The organism is Mesorhizobium sp. L-8-3 (genome assembly GCF_016756615.1).
Classification (GTDB): domain Bacteria; phylum Pseudomonadota; class Alphaproteobacteria; order Rhizobiales; family Rhizobiaceae.
Window position 1 is genome coordinate 3,932,234 of record NZ_AP023262.1, and the last position, 17,978, is coordinate 3,950,211.

Below are 17,978 nucleotides of genomic sequence, written 5' to 3' on the forward strand. Positions count from 1 at the left end.
AATTGGCTGTTGCGGTGGTCCTTGTGACAAGGCCGTTCTGCCCGTTCAGATCGGCGAATGCAACTGAGCTTGGCACCCTTCTGCGAGCTTATGGGATGTGGCTGATCTTCAGCAGCACGCCGTTCTTCGCTCTTGGATATTGCTACGTATGGCCGCTTTCCTTGCATGCTCAGGGGCCTACCGACCGAGCAGGTTTTTCGCCACGGTCTGCAGATGCGCCAGCATGGCCTGGCGCGCGCCTTCGGGATCGCGGCCGAAGAGGGCGTCCAGGACGGCCTGGTGCTCGCGGCAATAGGTCTGTCGACGCTCCTCGGAATAGGAACGCTTCTTCATCTCGAACCAGGGCGACTGGTTGCGCAGGATGCGCATGACATTGTGGATCTCCTTCAGGAACTCGTTGCGGGAACAGGCGAAGATCCTGTGGTGAAACTCCGCATCCCACTGCTCGAAGATCGGCATGTCGTCCGCCTCGATCGCGGCGCGATGCGCTTCGCGCACGGCATTGAGCTCGCCGGCGCTGGCATTGGTGGCGGCAAAGGAGGCCGCGGCGGGCTCGAGGAGCTGGCGGATCTCCATCATGTCGGCCGGGCTCGTCCCTTCCATCCGCATCACGGCCGCTGCGAGGCTGTCGCTATTGGCGGCCGCCAGAAAGGTGCCGCGGCCGACATGGCGCACCACGGTGCCGTCCTCTTCCAGCATGCCGACGGCGCGTCGGACCGTGTTTCGCGCCACGCCGAACTCACCGGCGAGATCGCGTTCGGGGGGCATCCGGCCATTTTCCCACTCGCCGGCGGCGATGCGCCTCTTGAGGGCGGCGGCGATGTCGTTGGCGACGAGCCTGGGCACGCTCTGCACCTTTATCTGATCCGATATTGAGCCATCTATAGCCGCCCGGCCGAGTTTGGTCCATCTCCATATCGAGGACGGGAGTCCTGTAAACTCGGTGCCCTGCAACGAAACGGCCTCGGAAAATTGGTCGGACCAGCAAAGAAACCGCTTGCGAGATAAACCAATCGCCGCTAGCTTGCTTCAAAAGAAGCCGAAATTGGTTCAAAATTGGTTCAGGGAGAGCGTGAATGAGGGTGGCGACCTTTTCGATTGCGGGCGAGCGCCGCGTCGGCCTCGTCGATCTGGAAAGTCGGACCGTCGCGCCTTTCGATCTCCCGGTGGAGAGCGCCGCTTCCGGCGTGCTTGCCTTGATCGATCGCAACGGTGCGGGCCTGCCGCCCACCCTGTCGCCCGTGCCGCTGGACCGCGTCGAACTCGAGGCTCCGGTGCCGCGACCCCGGCGCAACATCTTCTGCGTGGGCAAGAACTACCATGAGCACGCGCATGAATTCGCGCGCAGCGGTTTCGATTCCAGCGCCGGCGCGGGCGCCGTGCCGAAGCACCCGATCATCTTCTCGAAAGTACCCGAAACCGTGGTGCCGACCGGTGCGGCCGTGCTGATGGACGCATCGGTTTCCACGGCGATCGACTACGAGGCCGAGCTCGCCGTCATCATCGGCAAGGAGGGGCGGGGCATCGCCCCGGAAAATGCCTTCGAGCATGTCTGGGGCTATACCATCGTCAACGACGTGACCGCGCGTGATCTCCAGGGCCGCTACAGCCAGTGGCTGATCGGCAAATCGCAGGACACGTTCTGTCCGATGGGCCCATGGGCGGTGACCAGGGACGAATTCGACCTGGAGAGCGCCGCGATCCGCTGCTTCGTCAATGACGACCTCAGGCAGGATTCCAGGATATCGTTGCTCATTTTCGACATTCCGACCATCATCGCGACGCTCTCGCAGGGCATTACGCTGAAGCCGGGTGACATCATCGCGACCGGTACGCCGGTCGGCGTTGGCATCGGTTTCGATCCGCCCAAATATCTGAAGGCCGGCGACGTGGTGCGGGTCGAGATCGACGGCATCGGTGCGCTGGAGAACCGTTTCGTGGAGCGTGCGCAATGACCGCCGTCACGGTCGGCCAGGTCGTCGCCGAAGTCAGCGGGGAAGGCTTTCCCGTGGTGATGATCCACGGCCTGGGCGGCACGATGAACATGTTCCAGCCTCAGCTTGCCGTGCTCGGCGGCTATCGCGTGGTGCGCCTCGACCTTCCGGGAGCAGGCCGATCGCCGCGGCCGCTCGATGCCGTGACGCTGGAGACGCTCAGCGATGCCGTGATCCGCGCGATGCATGGGCTCGGCGTTGCCCGCGCCCATTTCATCGGTCATTCCATGGGAACGATGGTGTGCCAGCGCATCGCCGTGGGTGAACCGGGGCTGGTGGCGTCGCTGTCACTCTTCGGGGCCCTCGCCGAGCCGGCGGCTCCGACGCGCGAGGCCCTGCTCAACAGGGCAAGGCTCGCCCGTTCCGGCGGCATCGCCGACATAGCCGACCAGATCGTGGCCGGCGCGCTTTCGGCCCATACACGCGAGACGGCCCCGGCGGCGGTCGCCTTCGTGCGGGAATCGATCACCCGCCAGGATCCGGAGGCCTATGCGCGCCATTGCGAGGCGCTGTCAAAGGCCGAGGCCGTCGATATCAGCCGCATCGCGGCGCCGGCGATGCTGGTCACCGGCGACGCCGACATGGTCAATCCGGCAAGCGTCGCCCAGGCGCTTGCCGACAGGATCAAGGGAGCCGTATTCTCCTCGATCGACCGCTGCGGCCACTGGGCGACGATAGAGAACCCGCAGGCAAGCAATCGAAAGCTGGCGGAGTTCCTCAGAGAGGTCGATCGGCGAGGATAGGATTAGGCCGCGATCGATGGAGGTCGATCCCGGTCGGGGCGGCGGGAGAACGCCCTAGCCACTACGGGAGGTAGAGATGGCGGACGATATCTGGGGCGGCGGCTGGAACGGCAACGGCGGCGGCAACATACTCTTCACGAATGTGCGCGTGCTCGACGCGACCGGCGACTATCCCTATACGGGCGAGGTGCTGGTCCAGGGCAACCGGATCAAGCAGATCACACGCGGCTCGTCGCGCTTCGGCGGCTCGACCGGGTCGACGTCGGGCGGGGCGACCGTCATCGACGGCATGGGCGCCACGCTGATGCCCGGCATGATCGACGCCCATCTCCATCTCTCCTGGAACAATGCGCCTGGCATCGACCCGATCCAGATGATGGAGCTCGAGGAGCACATGCTGGTGACCATGGAGATGGCCAAGCTGGTGCTGGATGCGGGCTTCACCGCGGGCCGAGGGGCCGCCGCCGCCAAGCCGCGACTCGACGTCGTTGCCAAGAAGTTCATCAACCAGGGCCGGTTTCCCGGGCCCCGCTATCTGGCGGCCGGGCCGGAGATCACGACGGTTGGCGGCCTCGGCGACGCCGCGCCCTCGCATATCCCGCATGAGGGGTTGAACCTCGGGCTCGTCGTGTCGGGACCCGAGGAGATCCGGCGCACCGTGCGCCAGCTCATCAAATACGGCGTCGATTCCATCAAGCTCAATCTGTCGGGCGAGGCGCTCACCGGCATGGGCGCGGAAGAGACGCCGATGTCGGAGGAGGAGGTCGCGATGGCCGCCCAGGAGGCGCGCTGCCGCAACAAGGTGCTGTCGGCCCATGCCCGTTCGTCGGGTTCGGTCAAGCAGTGCATCCGCCACGGCATCCAGAACATCTACCATGCTTCCTTCGCTGACGAGGAGGCGCTCGACATGCTCGAAGCCGCGAAGGACAGGCATTTCGTGGCACCCGGCATCGCTTGGCTCATCAACACGGCGCGCTATGCGGAGCCGTGGGGCATCAAGCCCGGTTCGGCGGTGGCTCTCGAATATGAGCGCGAGCTCGAAATGTGCATCGATACGATGAAGAAGATGCACCGCCGCGGCATCCGCATCTGCATCGGCGGAGACTACGGCTTCGCCTGGACGCCGCAGGGCACCAACGCCAAGGATATCCAGACCTTCGTCGAGATGCTCGGTTTCTCGCCGATGGAGGCGATCCAGGCGGCGACCAAAAATGGCGGCCAGATCATGGGCATGGCCGACGAGCTCGGCCTGGTCAAGGAAGGCTATCTGGCCGACCTGCTGCTCGTCGACGGCGATCCGATCGCCGACGTGCGTATCCTGCAAGACAAAAACCGCATCCTGGCCATCATGAAGGACGGCAAGTTCCACAAGGCGCCGCGCATGAACGAGCAGCGCCGCAGGCTGACCGCATGAGCCTTCTGGATCGGCCAGGCGCGACAGCCGACCTGTCAGGCGGCGGCATGACGAGACGGCAGGCCTGGGGCCTGTTCTGGCTGGTCGTGGCCGCGCTGGTGGCATGGCTGTTCTTCGCAGCCTGGCCCGACTGGCTGAACGCCGTGCTGATCTCGAAGAAGGCCTTCGTCAGCGCCGTGTTCAACGGCATCACGCTCGCCGGCCTCTATTTCCTGGTGGCGAGCGGCTTCACCCTGGTGTTCGGCCTGATGCGCAATGTGAACCTCGCCCACGGCTCGCTCTATCTGCTGGGCGCCTATATCGGCTACGAGGTCGCGACGCGCACCGGTTATTGGCTGCTCGGCGTCGCCGCGGGCTTCGTCGTGCTGGCGCTGATCGGCCTCGTCATGCAGATCCTCGTATTCCGCAGGCTTGAGGGCGATGATCTTCGCCAGACGCTGGTGACGATCGGCATCTCGATCGTCGCGGCCGACCTGATGCTGGCGGTGTGGACCGGCACGACCTACCAGATCGTCACGCCGCCTTGGCTCGACGGCGCCGTCACCATGCCGATCGTGACGGCGGTGAAATCGAGCGGCGAGGCGGTGTTCATGCGCTACCCGTTCTACAGGCTGGTCGTGCTCGGGGTCGCCATCGTCATCGGGGTCGGCCTCTGGCTCATGCTCAACCGGACGCGGGTCGGCATGATGATCCGCGCCGGCGTAGACGATCGGGCCATGCTGTCCGCCTCGGGCGTCAACGTGCATGCCGTCTTCGCCATCGTCTTCGCGATAGGAGCGGGGCTCGCGGGCTTTGCCGGCGTAGTCGGCGGCTCGGCGCTTTCGGTCGCGCCCGGCGAGGACGTGCGCTATCTTCTCGCCTCGCTGGTCGTGGTGATCGTGGGAGGCATGGGCTCGATCACCGGCGCCGCCATCGGCGCCCTGCTGATCGGCCTCGCCGAGCAGATCGGTCTTGTCTATTTCCCGACCTACGGCATCGTGCTCACCTTCGTCATCATGGTGGTGGTGCTGGCGCTGCGTCCGCAAGGCATCATGGGGAAAGCGCGATGAGCGTTCTGGTGACCAGCGACAGCCCGCGTGCGACCGTCACCTTCGTCGACCGCATCGGCGCGGGCAATGTCGTGCTCCTCGCGCTTCTGGCGCTCTATCCGGCGGTGGCATCCGACTTCTTCCTGACGCAGATCGGGGCCTATTCGCTGATCCTGGGCATGATCGCGCTGTCGCTGGTGATGCTCGCCGGCTATGGCGGCATGGTCAGTCTGGCGCAGATCTCGGTGGCCGGGGTCGCCGGCTATGCGGTCGCCATCCTTGGCCTCAACAACTCGGGCGTGCACGGCTTCGGCTGGCCGTTCTGGATCGTCGTTCCCTTCGCGACGCTGCTGGCGGGTATCGCCTCGGCGCTGATCGGGGTGATCTCGAACCGGACCGAAGGCATCTATACGATCATGATCACGCTGGCGATCGCCACCGCCTTCTTCTATTTCACCAACCAGAACTATTCCCTGTTCAACGGCTTTCCCGGCTACGCCGGCATCCGCGCGCCGGAGTTCTGGGGCGTCTATTGGCGCAACCCGCTGCCCTTCTACTATCTGTGCCTCGGCGTCTCGGCGCTTACCTATGCGGCGGTGCTCTACGGCTCGCGGTCCACCTTCGGCCTGACGCTGCAGGCGCTGCGCGACAATCCCCGCCGCATGCGCGCCATCGGTTTCAACGTCACCGCGCACAAGGTCGTCGCCTATTTCTATGCCGGCATCATCGCCGGCCTCGCCGGCGTGCTGCTCGTCTGGTTCAACGGACGCATCTCGCCGGGCACCATCAATGTCGCCGCCGCCATCAATGTCCTGATCATCGCCGTCATCGGCGGGATGCGCCATCCGGTCGGGCCGTTCCTGGGGGCGCTCGTCGTCGTCCTGATGCAGACCTTCGCCATCGACATCGTCGGGGCCGAGCGTTTCAACACGCTCATCGGCCTCGTCTTCCTGGCGATCGTCTTCGTCTCGCCGGATGGCCTGCTGGGACTGTGGGGGAGGATCAGACCACATCTGGCCCAGGAGTCCTTGCGCCCGAACCCGTGAGGAGAGGGCGGCTGAAACAACCGATCCAGGAAACAAGGCCAGGAAAACAAGGGAGGTATCAATGAGGATCCACAGGCGTACATTGCTGGCATTGGCGCTGGCGAGCGGGCTCACCGCGCCGTCGCAGGCGCTCGCGCAGGACGACACCATCAAGATTGGTGTGCTGGCGACATTCGAGGGCCCCTTCACCGTGCTGGGCGAGGACAGCATGCGCGGCGCCATGACCGCGATCGACGAGGTTGGCGGCACCGTCGCCGGCAAGAAGATCGAAGTGGTCAAGGGCTCGTCGGATGCCTCGCCCGACAGCGCGGTGCGCGCCGCGCGCAAGCTGGTCGAGCAGGACGGCGTGAAGGTGCTCGTCGGACCGCTCTCCGGAGACGAAGGCATCGCCGTCAAGGACTATGCCAAGACCCAGCCGGGCGTGGCCTTCATTAACGGCACCTCGGCCGCCCAGGACACGACGTTGCGCGATCCGGCGCCGAACTTCTTCCGCTTCTCGACCGACGGCGCGCAATGGATGGCGGGCCTCGGCACCTATGCCTTCAACGAGAAGGGCTACAAGAAGGTGGCGACGGTCGCCGAAGACTATTCCTTCCCCTATACGCAGGTGTTCGGCTTCATGGCCGAGTTCTGCAAGGCCGGCGGCACGGTGCCGTCGAAATCCTGGGTGCCGATCGGCAACAAGGACTATTCCTCCGTCATTGCCGCGATACCCGACGACGTCGACGCGATCTATGTGGCGCTCGGCGGCGCCGACGGCGTCAATTTCCTGACCCAGTACCAGCAGGCCGGCGGCACCGCGCCCTTGATCGGCGGCTCGATCACCGTCGACCAGACGGTGCTCACCTCGAAGGGCAAGATCCGCGAGGTGGTCGTCGGCACGCCGTCGGCCGGCCCGATCGCCGACACCAACGACACGCCGGAATGGAAGGCCTTCGTCGAGGCCTACAAGAAGCAGGCCGACGCCTTCCCGTCGCCGTCGCTCTTCGCCCATGGCTACTATGTCAACATGAAGGCGACGCTGCTCGGCCTGGAGGAGGTCAAGGCCGATCTGTCCGACGATGGAGCCAAGCTTAGGGAGGCGCTGTCCAAGCTCTCCTTCGACACGCCGACCGGCAAGGTGTCGCTCGATAAGAACCGGCAGGCGATCGCCGACATCTATCTGACCGAAGTGTCGGAGGGCTCCGACGGCAACCTCTACAACAAGCTGGTCAAGGTGGTGCCGCAGGTCAACCAGACGCTCGGCATCGCCGAGGACGAGTTCCTGAAGCTCGGCGTCGTCGGGCGCGATAACCCGTCCTGCCCGTAAGAAGCGTCGCCTGGAGGGTGGCACCGTGACCGACAATGCCGTCGCATCCCGCCTGCAAGGCACCGGCGCCCATGCGCTGGAGCTCGACGGCGTCGCGCGGCATTTCGGCGCCCTGGTGGCGCTCTCCGGCATCGACATGAGGATCGCGGCCGGCGAGCGGCGCGCGGTCCTCGGTTCGAACGGCGCCGGCAAGACGACGCTGTTCAACGCCATCACGGGCGACTTCCTGCCGACGGCGGGGCGCATCCGCTTCTTCGGCGAGGACATCACCGACCTCCCGCCACATGAGCGCATCCGGCGCGGGTTGCGCCGGACCTACCAGATCTCGCAGCTCTTCAACGGGCTGAGCGTCCTGGACAGTGTCTTCCTCGCCTGCCGCGGCGTGTCGCGGCGGCGTTTCTCGCTGCTGCGGCCGAACGCGGCCGACGTCAACATGGTCCAGGCGGAATCGATCCTGGGCGCAGTCCATCTCGACGGCGACCGCGATACGCCGGTCGCTACGCTCAGCCACGGCCAGCAGCGCCAGCTCGAGATCGCTCTGGCGCTCGCCGGCGCGCCGCGCTTCATCCTCTTCGACGAGCCGGCCGCCGGTCTCTCGCCGACCGAGCGGCGCGACCTCGTCGCCATTCTGAACGCGTTGCCCAGGCATATCGGATACATCATCATCGAGCATGACCTTGATGTCGCGCTGCGGGTCTCCGAATATGTCTCGATGATGCACAACGGGCGGCTCTTCAAGGAAGGCACGCCGGCTGAGATCGAGGCCGACGCCGAGGTGCAGCAGATCTATCTCGGAGGCAGGCATGGCTGAGCGCTCCGGAAAGGCCGTCCTCAGGATCGACGACCTGCATGTCTATTACGGCGAGAGCCACGCCATACAGGGCGTGTCGCTGACGCTGGAAAGCGGCGTGCTCTCTGTGGTCGGCCGCAATGGCATGGGCAAGACGACGCTCTGCAACACGATCACTGGCCTGAAGCGCGCCCGGTCGGGCTCGATCCGAGTCAACGGCCGTGAGATCTCGACGCTCGAGCCGCATGAGATCCATCGCCTCGGGGTCGGCTACGTGCCGCAGGGGCGGCGCGTCTGGCCGAGCCTCACCGTCGACGAGCATCTGCGGCTGGCGGCCGGGGTCAGACGCGACGCTGCGTGGACCGTCGAGCGCGTCTACCAGACATTCCCGAGGCTCGCCGAGCGCCGCGACAACGGCGGCTCCCAGCTCTCCGGCGGAGAGCAGCAGATGCTTGCCATCTCGCGGGCGCTGCTCAGCGATCCGAAGCTCCTGGTCATGGACGAGCCGACCGAAGGGCTGGCGCCCGTCATCGTCGACCAGGTCGAGAAGATGCTCGTCACGCTCGCCGAGGAAGGCGAGATGGCGATCCTTGTCATCGAGCAGAATATCGGGGTGGCGACATCAGTTTCGGACCATGTGGCGATCATGGTCAATGGCCGGATCAACCGGATCATGGAGGCGCGCGCGCTCGCCGCCGACCGTAGCCTGCAGCAGCGGCTCCTCGGCGTCGGCCGGCACTCGGATGAAGAGGCGGTGACGCCTGACGTGGCCGCGCAGGCCAGGGAGCAGCTCGCCGAGGTCTATCGCATCGATCGACGCCCGTCCGAGGCTGCTGAGACGCCGACGGCGAGCAGCGTCTATCGGCCCGTCACGGAACTGCCCAACCGATGGAATGTGCCTGTCACCGAGATGCGCCAGGCCGCCGTCGAGAAATCGGCGCCGGCCGACGATGCGAAGAAGATCTTCGCCATGCCCTTCGCAGAGCGCATCGGGCGCACGGTGATCGTCGCCGGCACCTTCGACACCAAGGCCAGGGAACTGCGCTTCGTCGCCGACCGGCTGAGGGCGCTCGGGATTCCGGTACGCACCGTCGATCTTTCCACCTCGGGCCGGCCCGTGAGCGCCGATGTGCCCGCAGTCCAGGTCGCCGGCATGCATCCGCGCGGGCCGTCGGAAGTCATGTCGGGTGATCGCGGGCGCTCGGTCGCGGCCATGGCGGAAGCCTTCGCCCGCTGGATCGAGCGCGAGCCGCGCATCGGCGGCATCATTTCCGCCGGCGGCTCGGGCGGCACGACGCTGGCGACGGCAGGCATGCGCGCGCTGCCGGTCGGCATCCCCAAGATCATGGTCTCGACGGTCGCGGCCGGAGACGTCGCGAAATATGTCGGCCCCGCCGACATCATGATGTTCCATTCGGTCGCCGACGTGCAGGGGCTGAACTCGATCACCGAGCAGGTGCTCGGCAACGCCGCCCACGCCATGGCCGGCATGGTCGCCCAGTTGCCGAGCGCCGAGGCCTGGGAGGCAAGGCGCAAGCTCGCCCGTCCGGCCCTCGGGATCACCATGTTCGGCGTCACCACCCCGGCGGTCCAGGCCGTAACCGGGCGGCTCGAGGCGGACTATGACTGCCTGGTATTCCACGCCACCGGAATCGGCGGCCGCTCGATGGAAAGCCTCGGCGATTCCCGCCTGCTCTCCGGCTTCCTCGACCTGACCACGACCGAGGTCGCCGACATGATCGTCGGCGGCGTCTTCCCGGCCGATCAGGACCGCTTCGGCGCGCCGATCCGCACCGGGCTGCCCTATGTCGGTTCTGTCGGCGCGCTCGACATGGTCAATTTCGGCCCGCGCGACACGGTACCGGAGAAATTCCGCAACAGGAAATTCGTGATCCACAATCCGAACGTCACGCTGATGCGCACCACGCGCGACGAGAACCGAGCTTTCGGGGAATGGATCGGCGGGCGGCTCAACCAGATGAACGGCCCGGTGCGCTTTCTCCTGCCCGAGCGCGGCGTTTCGATGCTCGACGCAACCGGCAAGGCCTTCCACGACCCGGAGGCGGACAACGCGCTGTTCGAGGCCATCGAGAAGACGGTGCGGGGAACGCCGCAACGCCGTGTGGAACGCGTCGGCGCGAACATCAACGATGCGCCTTTCGTCGAGGCGGTGGTCGAAGCCTTCCGGGCGATCGCGCCGAAGCTGCAGAGGCGGGCGTGATGGGACGCCTTGGTGATTGGACGGGCGGTCGCGGCATGGATGCCGGCACATCTGTCGTGCCCGATCAATTCTTGATGTCCCCCCGGCGTCCCCGATTGACGTGGCCGCCGGCATCGGCGATTTTCCGACGCATCGTTTCACTGTTGAGGTCTTGCGCCCCGCGTCCCGCTGGGCAGGCTTTGCCACGGCCGCGCCGATCCGATCACGCCGAAAGGCGCGATATCCGGAAACTGGCCTCGTCCTGTAAAAATCCAGTATTTTACAGGACCGGGCCCTGGTCGCACCTGGATCGTAGCCGCCGAAGTACCCCTAATCCGACCGCGCTTCGCGCGGCCACCTTCTCCCACAAGGGGAGAAGGGAACGCCTGCAGCAAGGTTTCGGCCAATTGCGAACGTTGGCGATTTGCGGCGGCGCCCAAACTGGGCTCCGGCCTTCTCCCCTTGTGGGAGAAGGTGGCCTCGCGAAGCGAGGTCGGATGAGGGGTACTTCGCTAAGGGCACGACGTCCGTGTCCGTCGCTCGATCCGCGACTCGCGAATGGACCTTTGGAAATGAGACCGGTCGCCGCATAGCGACCGTTGGGGAGGAATGAAAATGGCCGCGCAGGCTTTCGGTACATTCTTGTTGTGGCTCATCATCGCAGCCGTCGTCGTGGTGATCGCCGTCTATGTCCTGCGATGGCTCTATCGCCGCTCGACCAAGGAGACGGCCTTCGTCCGCACCGGCTTCCTCGGCGAGAAGGTGGTCGTCAACGGCGGCGCCTTCGTCATTCCGGTCCTGCACGAGATCACGCCGGTCAACATGAACGTGATGCGCATCGAGGTGCGGCGCGAGGACCAGACCGCGCTGATCACCAGGAACCGCATGCGCGTCGATCTTGTTGCCGAGTTCTTCGTGCGGGTCGGCGCCGACCGTGCGCTGGTGGCCGCCGCGGCGCAGACGCTCGGCCGCCGCACACTCCAGGAGGGCGGGCTGCGCGAGCTGCTCGAAGGCAAGTTCGCTGCCGCCATGCGCACCGTGGCCGCCCAGATGACGCTCGAGGAAATGCACGAGCTGCGCGGCGACTACGCCTCCAAGGTGCGCGAGATCGGGTCGCAGTCGCTCGCCGCAAACGGGCTCGAGCTCGAAAGCGTGGCGATCGTCGATCTCGACCAGACAAGCCTCGAATTCTTCGACCCGTCCAATGCGTTCGACGCGGAAGGCCTTACCCAGCTGACGGAGTCGATCGAAAGCCGCCGCAGGATGCGCAACGAGATCGAGCAACGCACCCTGGTCGACATCCGCAACCAGAACCTCGATACCCACCGCAAGGTGCTGGAGATCGACCGCGAGAGCGAATATGCGCGACTGGAGCAGGAGCGCGAGGTCGAGACGCGGCGCGCCGCGCAGCGTGCCGAATTGGCCCGCGAGCGTGCCGTGCGGGATCAGGAGGCGGAGCAGGCGCAGCTCGTCGCCCGCGAGGCGGTGGAGAAGTCACGGCTCGCGCAGGAGCGCGCCATCACCGAGGAGCGCATCAAGACCGAGGAGGAGACGCAGCGCCGAGAGATCGCGCGCCGGCGTGCGCTCGACGAGGCGGAGCTGAAGACGCGCGAGAAGACCGAGCGCGAGCAGATCGCGCTCGAACTGGAACTGGAGAAGGCCCGCATCGAACGCGAGCGGGCGCAGAGCGAGTTGGAGATCCAGCGGCGCAAGGCGCTCGAGCTGGTGGAACTGGAGCGGCAGGTCGCGCTGGCCGAAAAGGCGCTCGACGTCACGCGGGCCGAAGCCGAAAAGCGGCGTGCCGAAATCGTCGCGCAGCAACAGACCGAGGCCGAGCGCATCGCCCAGGAACGCGCTCTCGATGAGGTGCGGCTGTCCCGCGAGCGTCATCTCGAAGCTCTCCAGATCGCCAAGCGCCAGGCCTTCGAGGAGGCCGAGATCGCTGCCGCGGAGGAGGTCGAGCGGGCGAGGATCACCACGGAGCGCGGCATCGAGGAGGCCAAACTCATCAAGGAGCGCGACCTGCGCCAGCTCGCCGTCGACCGCGACCAGAAGGTCGAGATCGCGGAAATCCAGAAGGCGATCGACATCGCCAAGAAGACGCAGGAACGCTCGGCCGCTCTTGCCGCTGCGGAGGCCGTCCGCGCCAAGGCGATCCAGGCCGAGGAGCAGGCCTTCACCGCGCGCGAGCGCGAGATCGCGGAGCGCCGCAAGCTGACCGAGCTGATCGCCGCGCAGCGCGAGGCCGAACGCGAGGCGCTGCGCGTGACGGCGGCTGCCGAGGCCGAGATGAAGGCGGCCAAGAGCCTGGCGGAGGCCCAGAAGATCGCCGCGACGGCTTCCGCCGATGCCGAGAAGATCCGCGCTCTTGCGGCCGCGCAGCGTTACGAGGTCGATGCCGCCGGCCAGCGCCAGCTCAACGAGGCGGAGAACCTTTTGTCGGACGACGCACGCGCCGGACGCCTGCGCGGCAAGCTGCTCGACCGCCTGGAAGGCATCGTGCGCGAAAGCGTGAAGCCGATGGAGAAGATCGACGGCATCAAGATCCTCCATGTCGACGGCATGGGCAATGGCGTCGGCGGCAGCCGCAACGTCACCGACGAGGTGATCGATTCCGCGCTTCGTTATCGTGTGCAGGCGCCGATGATCGACAACCTCATGAAGGAGATCGGCATCGAAGGCGGGTCGCTCGGCAGGATGACCGACGTGCTGCGCGACGCCAAGGATATCGCCAGCCTGTCCCGAGACAAGAAGGGCGGAAAAAGCTCGAATGGCAGGGACGACCGTGACGACGACGATCACGATCACTGACGGGGCCTGACCGGAAGATGCCGAAAGTCTATGTCTCGACCATCATCGGCGCGCCGGCGGCCGAGGTGTGGAAGGTTGTGCGCGATTTCAATGGCCTGCCCGATTGGACGCCCTTCGTGACGGAGAGCCGCATCGAGCAGAATGCGAAGGCCGACCAGGTCGGCTGCATCCGCAATTTCGCGCTGAAGGACGGCGGACGCATCAGGGAGCGGCTGCTGGCGCTTTCCGACTACGACCTGTCCTGCACCTATGCGATCCTGGAAAGTCCGATGGGCGTGACGGACTACGTCGCGACTTTGTCGCTGACGCCGGTCACGGACGGCAATGTGACCTTCGCCGAGTGGCAGGCCGAATTCGAATGCGCGCCCGAGCGGGAGGATGCGCTGGTCCGCCAGATCGGCGCAGGCGTGTTCCAGTCGGGTTTCAACGCGCTCAAGCAGCGTTTCGGTCGCTGATCCCGATCGATGGTGCTTGTTCGATGGTAAAGGTCCGGCAGAGTACCGTCATCGATGCGCCGGTCGATGAAGTCTGGCGCGTCCTGCGCGATTTCAACGGCCATGAGCGCTGGCATCCCGCGATTGCGGCGAGCGCGATAGAAAACGGCGACCCGGTCGATGCCGTCGGCGCCGTCCGGCATTTCCGGCTGGCCGACGGCGGCGAACTGCGCGAGCAACTGCTTTCGCTCTCGGACGAGAAACGCTCGCTGACCTATTGCCTGCTCGAAGCGCCGCTGCCCTTGATGGGCTATGTCGCCTCGATCCGACTGAAGCCCGTGACGGACGGAGACCGGACCTTCTGGGAGTGGCAATCGGAATTCGAGCCGCCGGCGCAGCGCCGAGCCGAACTGGTGAAGCTGGTGACCGAAGATATCTACCAGGCCGGTTTCGCGGCGATCCGGCGGCTGTTCGGCGGTGGGCCGCGAAGCGCCGAGCTTCCCGCTGCCGCGCCGCGCCCCATTGAAACGAGGCCCGCGCCGACGGTGCCGTTGGCGCGGCCGCAGATGGGATCGGAACGAACCAGGGCGATCGTCATGGACCGCTACGGCGGACCCGACGTGCTGGAGATGCGGGAGATCGGTCTTCCCGCACCTGCGGAGAACGAGGTCCGCATCCGCCACAGCAGGATCGGCGTCAACTTCATCGACGTCTATTGCCGCACCGGTTATTTCGACCTGATCCGGCCACCGGGCACCCCTGGCATGGAGGCCGCAGGCGTCATCGAAGCCGTTGGCGCCGCCGTCGAAGGCTATGCCGTCGGCGACCGGGTGGCCTACGCCTGCCCGCCCGTCGGCGCCTATTGCGAGCGCCGCAACATGGTGCCCGATCTCCTGGTGCATCTGTCTCCCGACATATCCGACGATGTCGCGGCCGCCGGGCTGCTGAAGGGGGTGACGGCAAGCTTCCTCCTGCACGATGTCTGCCAGGTGCGGCCGGGCGACATCGTGCTCGTCCATGCGGCGGCGGGCGGCGTCGGCCAGCTTCTCGTGCAATGGGCAAGGCATCTCGGTGCGACTGTCATCGCGGCCGTGTCGAGCGACGACAAGGCCCGCATCGCCGAACGGCTGGGGGCCCACCACAGCATCGTTCGCGGGCGCGAGGACTTCGCCGATGCCGTGATGCGCATATCGGGCGGGCGAGGGGCCGATATCGTCTTTGACGCCGTGGGTGCCGACACCTTCTCCGGCTCGATCGCCGCGCTCGCCATATGCGGCCATCTTGTGAGTTTCGGCCAGGCGTCGGGCCCCGTCGGCGACTGGGACCTCGGCCGTTTCTCGTCGAAATCGATCACCGTGTCGCGCCCCAATTACGGGCACTACACCGACACGCCCGAAAAGCTCGGCCCGCATGTGAACCGGTTCTTCGCGGCACTTCGGCAGGGTGTCGTCCATGTCGAGCCTCCGACCCGATACGACCTCGCCCGGGCGGCGGACGCGCATCGGGACCTCGAGCAACGGCGTACGACCGGCTCGCTGGTGCTGGTGATGTGACAAGCCGGCAGTCGTCCACGGAAGCAAGGCTTATGTCAGTCATACGTTGCCCAGCAACAGCGCCGCCCGATCTTCGTCATTCTCGGGCCCGGAGGCGAGCGCAGCGAGCCGCAGGTGACCCGAGAATCCGTGCCGTGAAATCGCGGACGACTGCTTCGGTGCAGAGCGGGCCTGGGCGAGTGGATCGGGGTGCCATCCTCTTCCTCGACCGTCTGCGGCCTTCGGGTCGGTCACGGCATGGATCCACGGATCGGTGCGCCCTCCGCTTCTCTGCGTGCGCTCGTCCGTGGATGACGAAGCGGATATGTTGCCGCTGATCACCCGCGACCGCTCCCGTCGTGTACCGTGGATGGATTCACGCGACACTCTGTAGCCGCGCCTCACCTGACGACCGGGCGACTTGCTCCCGGAACTGCGGCGTTGTCCGCCATTACCCAGGTGCTCGGCCGGCCTTGACCGCTGACGAAGTAAAGAACGCCATACGCGACGATGACTGCGTCGACGATGAACGCGAAGAAATAACCGGCTGCCCAAGGCTGGTCTTGATTGGCGAGGAAGAGATAGACCATAAAGGCCTTCTCTACCGTGCTGAACAACATGGTCTCGAACCGCAGCCACGGGCGCAAGCCGGCGACAACCATCAGCACACCGATCCCGAAGATCATGATCCCCCAATGCCGCAAGGCAGGTACGCTGGAGGGCGTATAATCGACCAGCCCGCCGAGCATCGGCGTCAGCAAGTGGATGTCGACCGCGAATGGCAATGTCGCTGATGTAACCAGGCCGAAGACGATGAGAAACCACCGGATCGTCCTGGCAATGAAGGTGTTGATGGTGTTCATGCTGCACCGGGCGGTCGAGCGCTATGCCGCAATTTGACAATTCACACTATGCGCGTGGAGCGGGCGGCCGTGGCCGCCCGCAATGAAGTCTTTTGCCTGCTACTTGGCCATGGCCGCCTGAGCCTCGGCGATTTTTGCCTTTATCGATTCGAGGTTGAAGCTCGCACCTTTCTGCATCGGCGGAAACTCGATGGCGGACTTGGCCAGCCTGACCACCTCCTCCTGGACAAAGACAAAGCGCCAGAATTCGTACTTGAACCAGTCGAAATATTGCAGGGAGCCTTCCTTGGTCCCGCTGTCGGGCCATCCGGCACGTTCGAACGGATCGAGGCGAAGATTGGTCAGGTATGGCGCGGAAACCGTGGTTCTGCCGCCCAACCAGCCCTGGGGCTGGTCGATGAATCGATACTTGTAGTCGCCGATACGCACCGCACCCAGTTGGCTCTCGGCGAAATACCAGACTTCTCGCCGGTTTGACGGTCCCTTGCCGGTGATCATGTCCAGCTGGTTGTAGCCGTCGAGATGGACCTTGTAAGTCGTGCCTCCGATCTGCTTGCCCTGCTTGAGTTCTTCGACGACGTTCGCGTTTCCTGCAGCCCCCAGCAATGTCGGGAACCAGTCGAGGCCGGAGATGATGCCGTTCTCGACCTTGCCTGCCGGCACCTTGCCCGGCCAGCGAACGATCGCCGGCACGCGGAAGCCGCCTTCCATGACCGTCCCCTTGTTCTGTGCGAATGGTGTCATCCCGCCGTCCGGCCATGTGAAGAGTTCGGTGCCGTTGTCGGTCGTGAAGACGACGATCGTATTGTCGGCCTCGCCGATGGCATTCAACTTCTCCATCACGGAGCCGACCATGTCGTCGAGTTGCGCCATCCCGGCTTCCTGGATCGACCAGCCGTTTTGCGAATTGCGCGTGGCTTCGTATTTGGGTGACAGATGTGTCACGATATGCATGCGGGTCGGGTTCAGCCAGACGAAGAACGGCTTGTCGTCAGCCTCGGCCTTGTCGATGAACTTGAGCGCGTTGTCGAGGATCTCGTCGTCGACGGTTTCCATGCGTTCGGGGCACAACTCGCCGGCATCTTCGATTTTTTGCTTGCCGACCTTGCCCCAGCGTGGATCGACAGCCGGGTCGTCGACATCGGCCGCCCAGGCGTGAACCATGTTGCGTGGGCCGACTTGCGATCTCATTTCCTGCGGATAGGTGGGCTGGCAGGGATCTTCCATCGCATCGAGGTGGTAGAGATAGCCATAGAATTCGTCGAAGCCGTGCACGGTCGGAAGGAACTCGTTCTTGTCGCCAAGGTGGTTTTTTCCAAACTGTCCGGTTGTGTAGCCCATGTCCTTGAGCGCAGCGGCGATCGTAACAGCCTCTGCCGGAAGGCCGACAGGCGCCCCGGCCTGGCCGACGGTCGTCATGCCCGTGCGGACCGGCAGTTCCCCGGTGATGAAGGCCGCGCGACCCGCCGTGCAACTCGCTTCGGCGTAGTAATCGGTGAACAGCATGCCTTCCGAGGCAAGCCGATCGATGTTTGGCGTCTTGCCCGCCATCATTCCCCGGTGGTAGGCGCCGATATTCCATATGCCGATGTCGTCGCCCATGATGACGACGATGTTGGGCGGCTCCTGCTGCTGCGCGATTGCCGGTGCGCCCACCATCATCATCGTGGCGGACGATAGGCTGATCCATAGCTTTCTGGCTGTCTTCATAGTGTGTTCCTCGTTTGGCACTGTCGGCGGAGGCTCACATCCCTTGCGATTTCGGGCGGAGCACGGAGCGGTAAGAGGCGTTGCATCGGGAAATCGTGTTTGGC

General features: G+C 65.3%; 14 protein-coding genes. 11 read left to right on the forward strand and 3 right to left on the reverse strand.

Going from position 1 to position 17,978, the window contains the following annotated elements; translation table 11 throughout:
- Positions 1–177: 177 nt before the first annotated feature.
- The gene (locus JN302_RS18360) at positions 178–846 is read right to left on the reverse strand and encodes a FadR/GntR family transcriptional regulator (RefSeq protein WP_202333993.1); all 669 of its coding nucleotides are present in this window, start codon (positions 844–846) and stop codon (positions 178–180) included.
- 230 nt (positions 847–1,076) lie between these two features.
- On the opposite strand from JN302_RS18360, the gene JN302_RS18365 reads away from it, so the two are divergent.
- The 11 genes from JN302_RS18365 (at position 1,077) to JN302_RS18415 (ending at position 15,322) form a co-directional block, all read left to right on the forward strand.
- Positions 1,077–1,955: a fumarylacetoacetate hydrolase family protein gene (locus JN302_RS18365; RefSeq protein ID WP_202314000.1), complete on the forward strand. Its 879-nt coding sequence runs from the start codon at positions 1,077–1,079 to the stop codon at positions 1,953–1,955.
- Positions 1,952–2,737, forward strand: a complete 786-nt coding sequence (locus JN302_RS18370; RefSeq protein ID WP_202314001.1) for an alpha/beta fold hydrolase — start codon at positions 1,952–1,954, stop codon at positions 2,735–2,737. The genes JN302_RS18365 and JN302_RS18370 overlap by 4 nt, the downstream gene beginning before the upstream one ends.
- 76 nt (positions 2,738–2,813) lie before the next feature.
- Positions 2,814–4,151: a metal-dependent hydrolase family protein gene (locus JN302_RS18375; protein WP_202333994.1), complete on the forward strand. Its 1,338-nt coding sequence runs from the start codon at positions 2,814–2,816 to the stop codon at positions 4,149–4,151.
- Entirely contained in the window at positions 4,148–5,200 is a 1,053-nt protein-coding gene (locus JN302_RS18380) for a branched-chain amino acid ABC transporter permease (protein WP_202314004.1), read from the forward strand. The genes JN302_RS18375 and JN302_RS18380 overlap by 4 nt, the downstream gene beginning before the upstream one ends.
- A complete protein-coding gene (locus tag JN302_RS18385) occupies positions 5,197–6,225 on the forward strand; it encodes a branched-chain amino acid ABC transporter permease (protein WP_202333995.1) in 1,029 nt (342 codons plus the stop codon). The genes JN302_RS18380 and JN302_RS18385 overlap by 4 nt, the downstream gene beginning before the upstream one ends.
- A gap of 61 nt (positions 6,226–6,286) precedes the next feature.
- Positions 6,287–7,534: an ABC transporter substrate-binding protein gene (locus tag JN302_RS18390; RefSeq protein ID WP_202314006.1), complete on the forward strand. Its 1,248-nt coding sequence runs from the start codon at positions 6,287–6,289 to the stop codon at positions 7,532–7,534.
- A gap of 25 nt (positions 7,535–7,559) precedes the next feature.
- Positions 7,560–8,345 (forward strand): ABC transporter ATP-binding protein, encoded by a 786-nt coding sequence (locus JN302_RS18395; RefSeq protein WP_202314007.1) that lies wholly within the window; start codon positions 7,560–7,562, stop codon positions 8,343–8,345.
- Positions 8,338–10,545, forward strand: coding sequence for an ABC transporter permease (locus JN302_RS18400; protein WP_202314008.1), 2,208 nt, complete (start codon positions 8,338–8,340; stop codon positions 10,543–10,545). Before JN302_RS18395 ends, JN302_RS18400 begins: the two co-directional genes overlap by 8 nt.
- A 594-nt stretch (positions 10,546–11,139) precedes the next feature.
- Positions 11,140–13,335 carry a flotillin family protein gene (locus JN302_RS18405; protein WP_202314009.1) on the forward strand — a complete coding sequence of 732 codons (2,196 nt, stop codon included), beginning with the start codon at positions 11,140–11,142 and terminating at the stop codon, positions 13,333–13,335.
- 17 nt (positions 13,336–13,352) lie between these two features.
- Positions 13,353–13,790 carry an SRPBCC family protein gene (locus tag JN302_RS18410; protein ID WP_202314010.1) on the forward strand — a complete coding sequence of 146 codons (438 nt, stop codon included), beginning with the start codon at positions 13,353–13,355 and terminating at the stop codon, positions 13,788–13,790.
- 23 nt (positions 13,791–13,813) lie between these two features.
- Positions 13,814–15,322 (forward strand): SRPBCC family protein, encoded by a 1,509-nt coding sequence (locus JN302_RS18415; RefSeq protein ID WP_202314011.1) that lies wholly within the window; start codon positions 13,814–13,816, stop codon positions 15,320–15,322.
- Between the two features lie 380 nt (positions 15,323–15,702).
- On the opposite strand, the gene JN302_RS18420 is transcribed toward JN302_RS18415, so the two are convergent.
- A complete protein-coding gene (locus JN302_RS18420; RefSeq protein WP_202333996.1) occupies positions 15,703–16,164 on the reverse strand; it encodes a hypothetical protein in 462 nt (153 codons plus the stop codon).
- A gap of 99 nt (positions 16,165–16,263) precedes the next feature.
- Positions 16,264–17,874 carry an arylsulfatase gene (locus JN302_RS18425; protein WP_202333997.1) on the reverse strand — a complete coding sequence of 537 codons (1,611 nt, stop codon included), beginning with the start codon at positions 17,872–17,874 and terminating at the stop codon, positions 16,264–16,266.
- Positions 17,875–17,978: the final 104 nt, after the last annotated feature.

Excerpts from the sequence above, each read along its gene's own strand:
- JN302_RS18425 (WP_202333997.1), bottom strand. The coding sequence starts at position 17,874 with ATGAAGACAGCCAGAAAGCTATGGATCAGCCTATCGTCCGCCACGATG.
- JN302_RS18415 (WP_202314011.1), top strand. The coding sequence starts at position 13,814 with ATGGTAAAGGTCCGGCAGAGTACCGTCATCGATGCGCCGGTCGATGAA.
- JN302_RS18390 (WP_202314006.1), top strand. The coding sequence starts at position 6,287 with ATGAGGATCCACAGGCGTACATTGCTGGCATTGGCGCTGGCGAGCGGG.
- JN302_RS18380 (WP_202314004.1), top strand. The coding sequence starts at position 4,148 with ATGAGCCTTCTGGATCGGCCAGGCGCGACAGCCGACCTGTCAGGCGGC.
- JN302_RS18370 (WP_202314001.1), top strand. The coding sequence starts at position 1,952 with ATGACCGCCGTCACGGTCGGCCAGGTCGTCGCCGAAGTCAGCGGGGAA.
- JN302_RS18365 (WP_202314000.1), top strand. The coding sequence starts at position 1,077 with ATGAGGGTGGCGACCTTTTCGATTGCGGGCGAGCGCCGCGTCGGCCTC.
- JN302_RS18385 (WP_202333995.1), top strand. The coding sequence starts at position 5,197 with ATGAGCGTTCTGGTGACCAGCGACAGCCCGCGTGCGACCGTCACCTTC.
- JN302_RS18420 (WP_202333996.1), bottom strand. The coding sequence starts at position 16,164 with ATGAACACCATCAACACCTTCATTGCCAGGACGATCCGGTGGTTTCTC.
- JN302_RS18400 (WP_202314008.1), top strand. The coding sequence starts at position 8,338 with ATGGCTGAGCGCTCCGGAAAGGCCGTCCTCAGGATCGACGACCTGCAT.
- JN302_RS18410 (WP_202314010.1), top strand. The coding sequence starts at position 13,353 with ATGCCGAAAGTCTATGTCTCGACCATCATCGGCGCGCCGGCGGCCGAG.
- JN302_RS18405 (WP_202314009.1), top strand. The coding sequence starts at position 11,140 with ATGGCCGCGCAGGCTTTCGGTACATTCTTGTTGTGGCTCATCATCGCA.
- JN302_RS18375 (WP_202333994.1), top strand. The coding sequence starts at position 2,814 with ATGGCGGACGATATCTGGGGCGGCGGCTGGAACGGCAACGGCGGCGGC.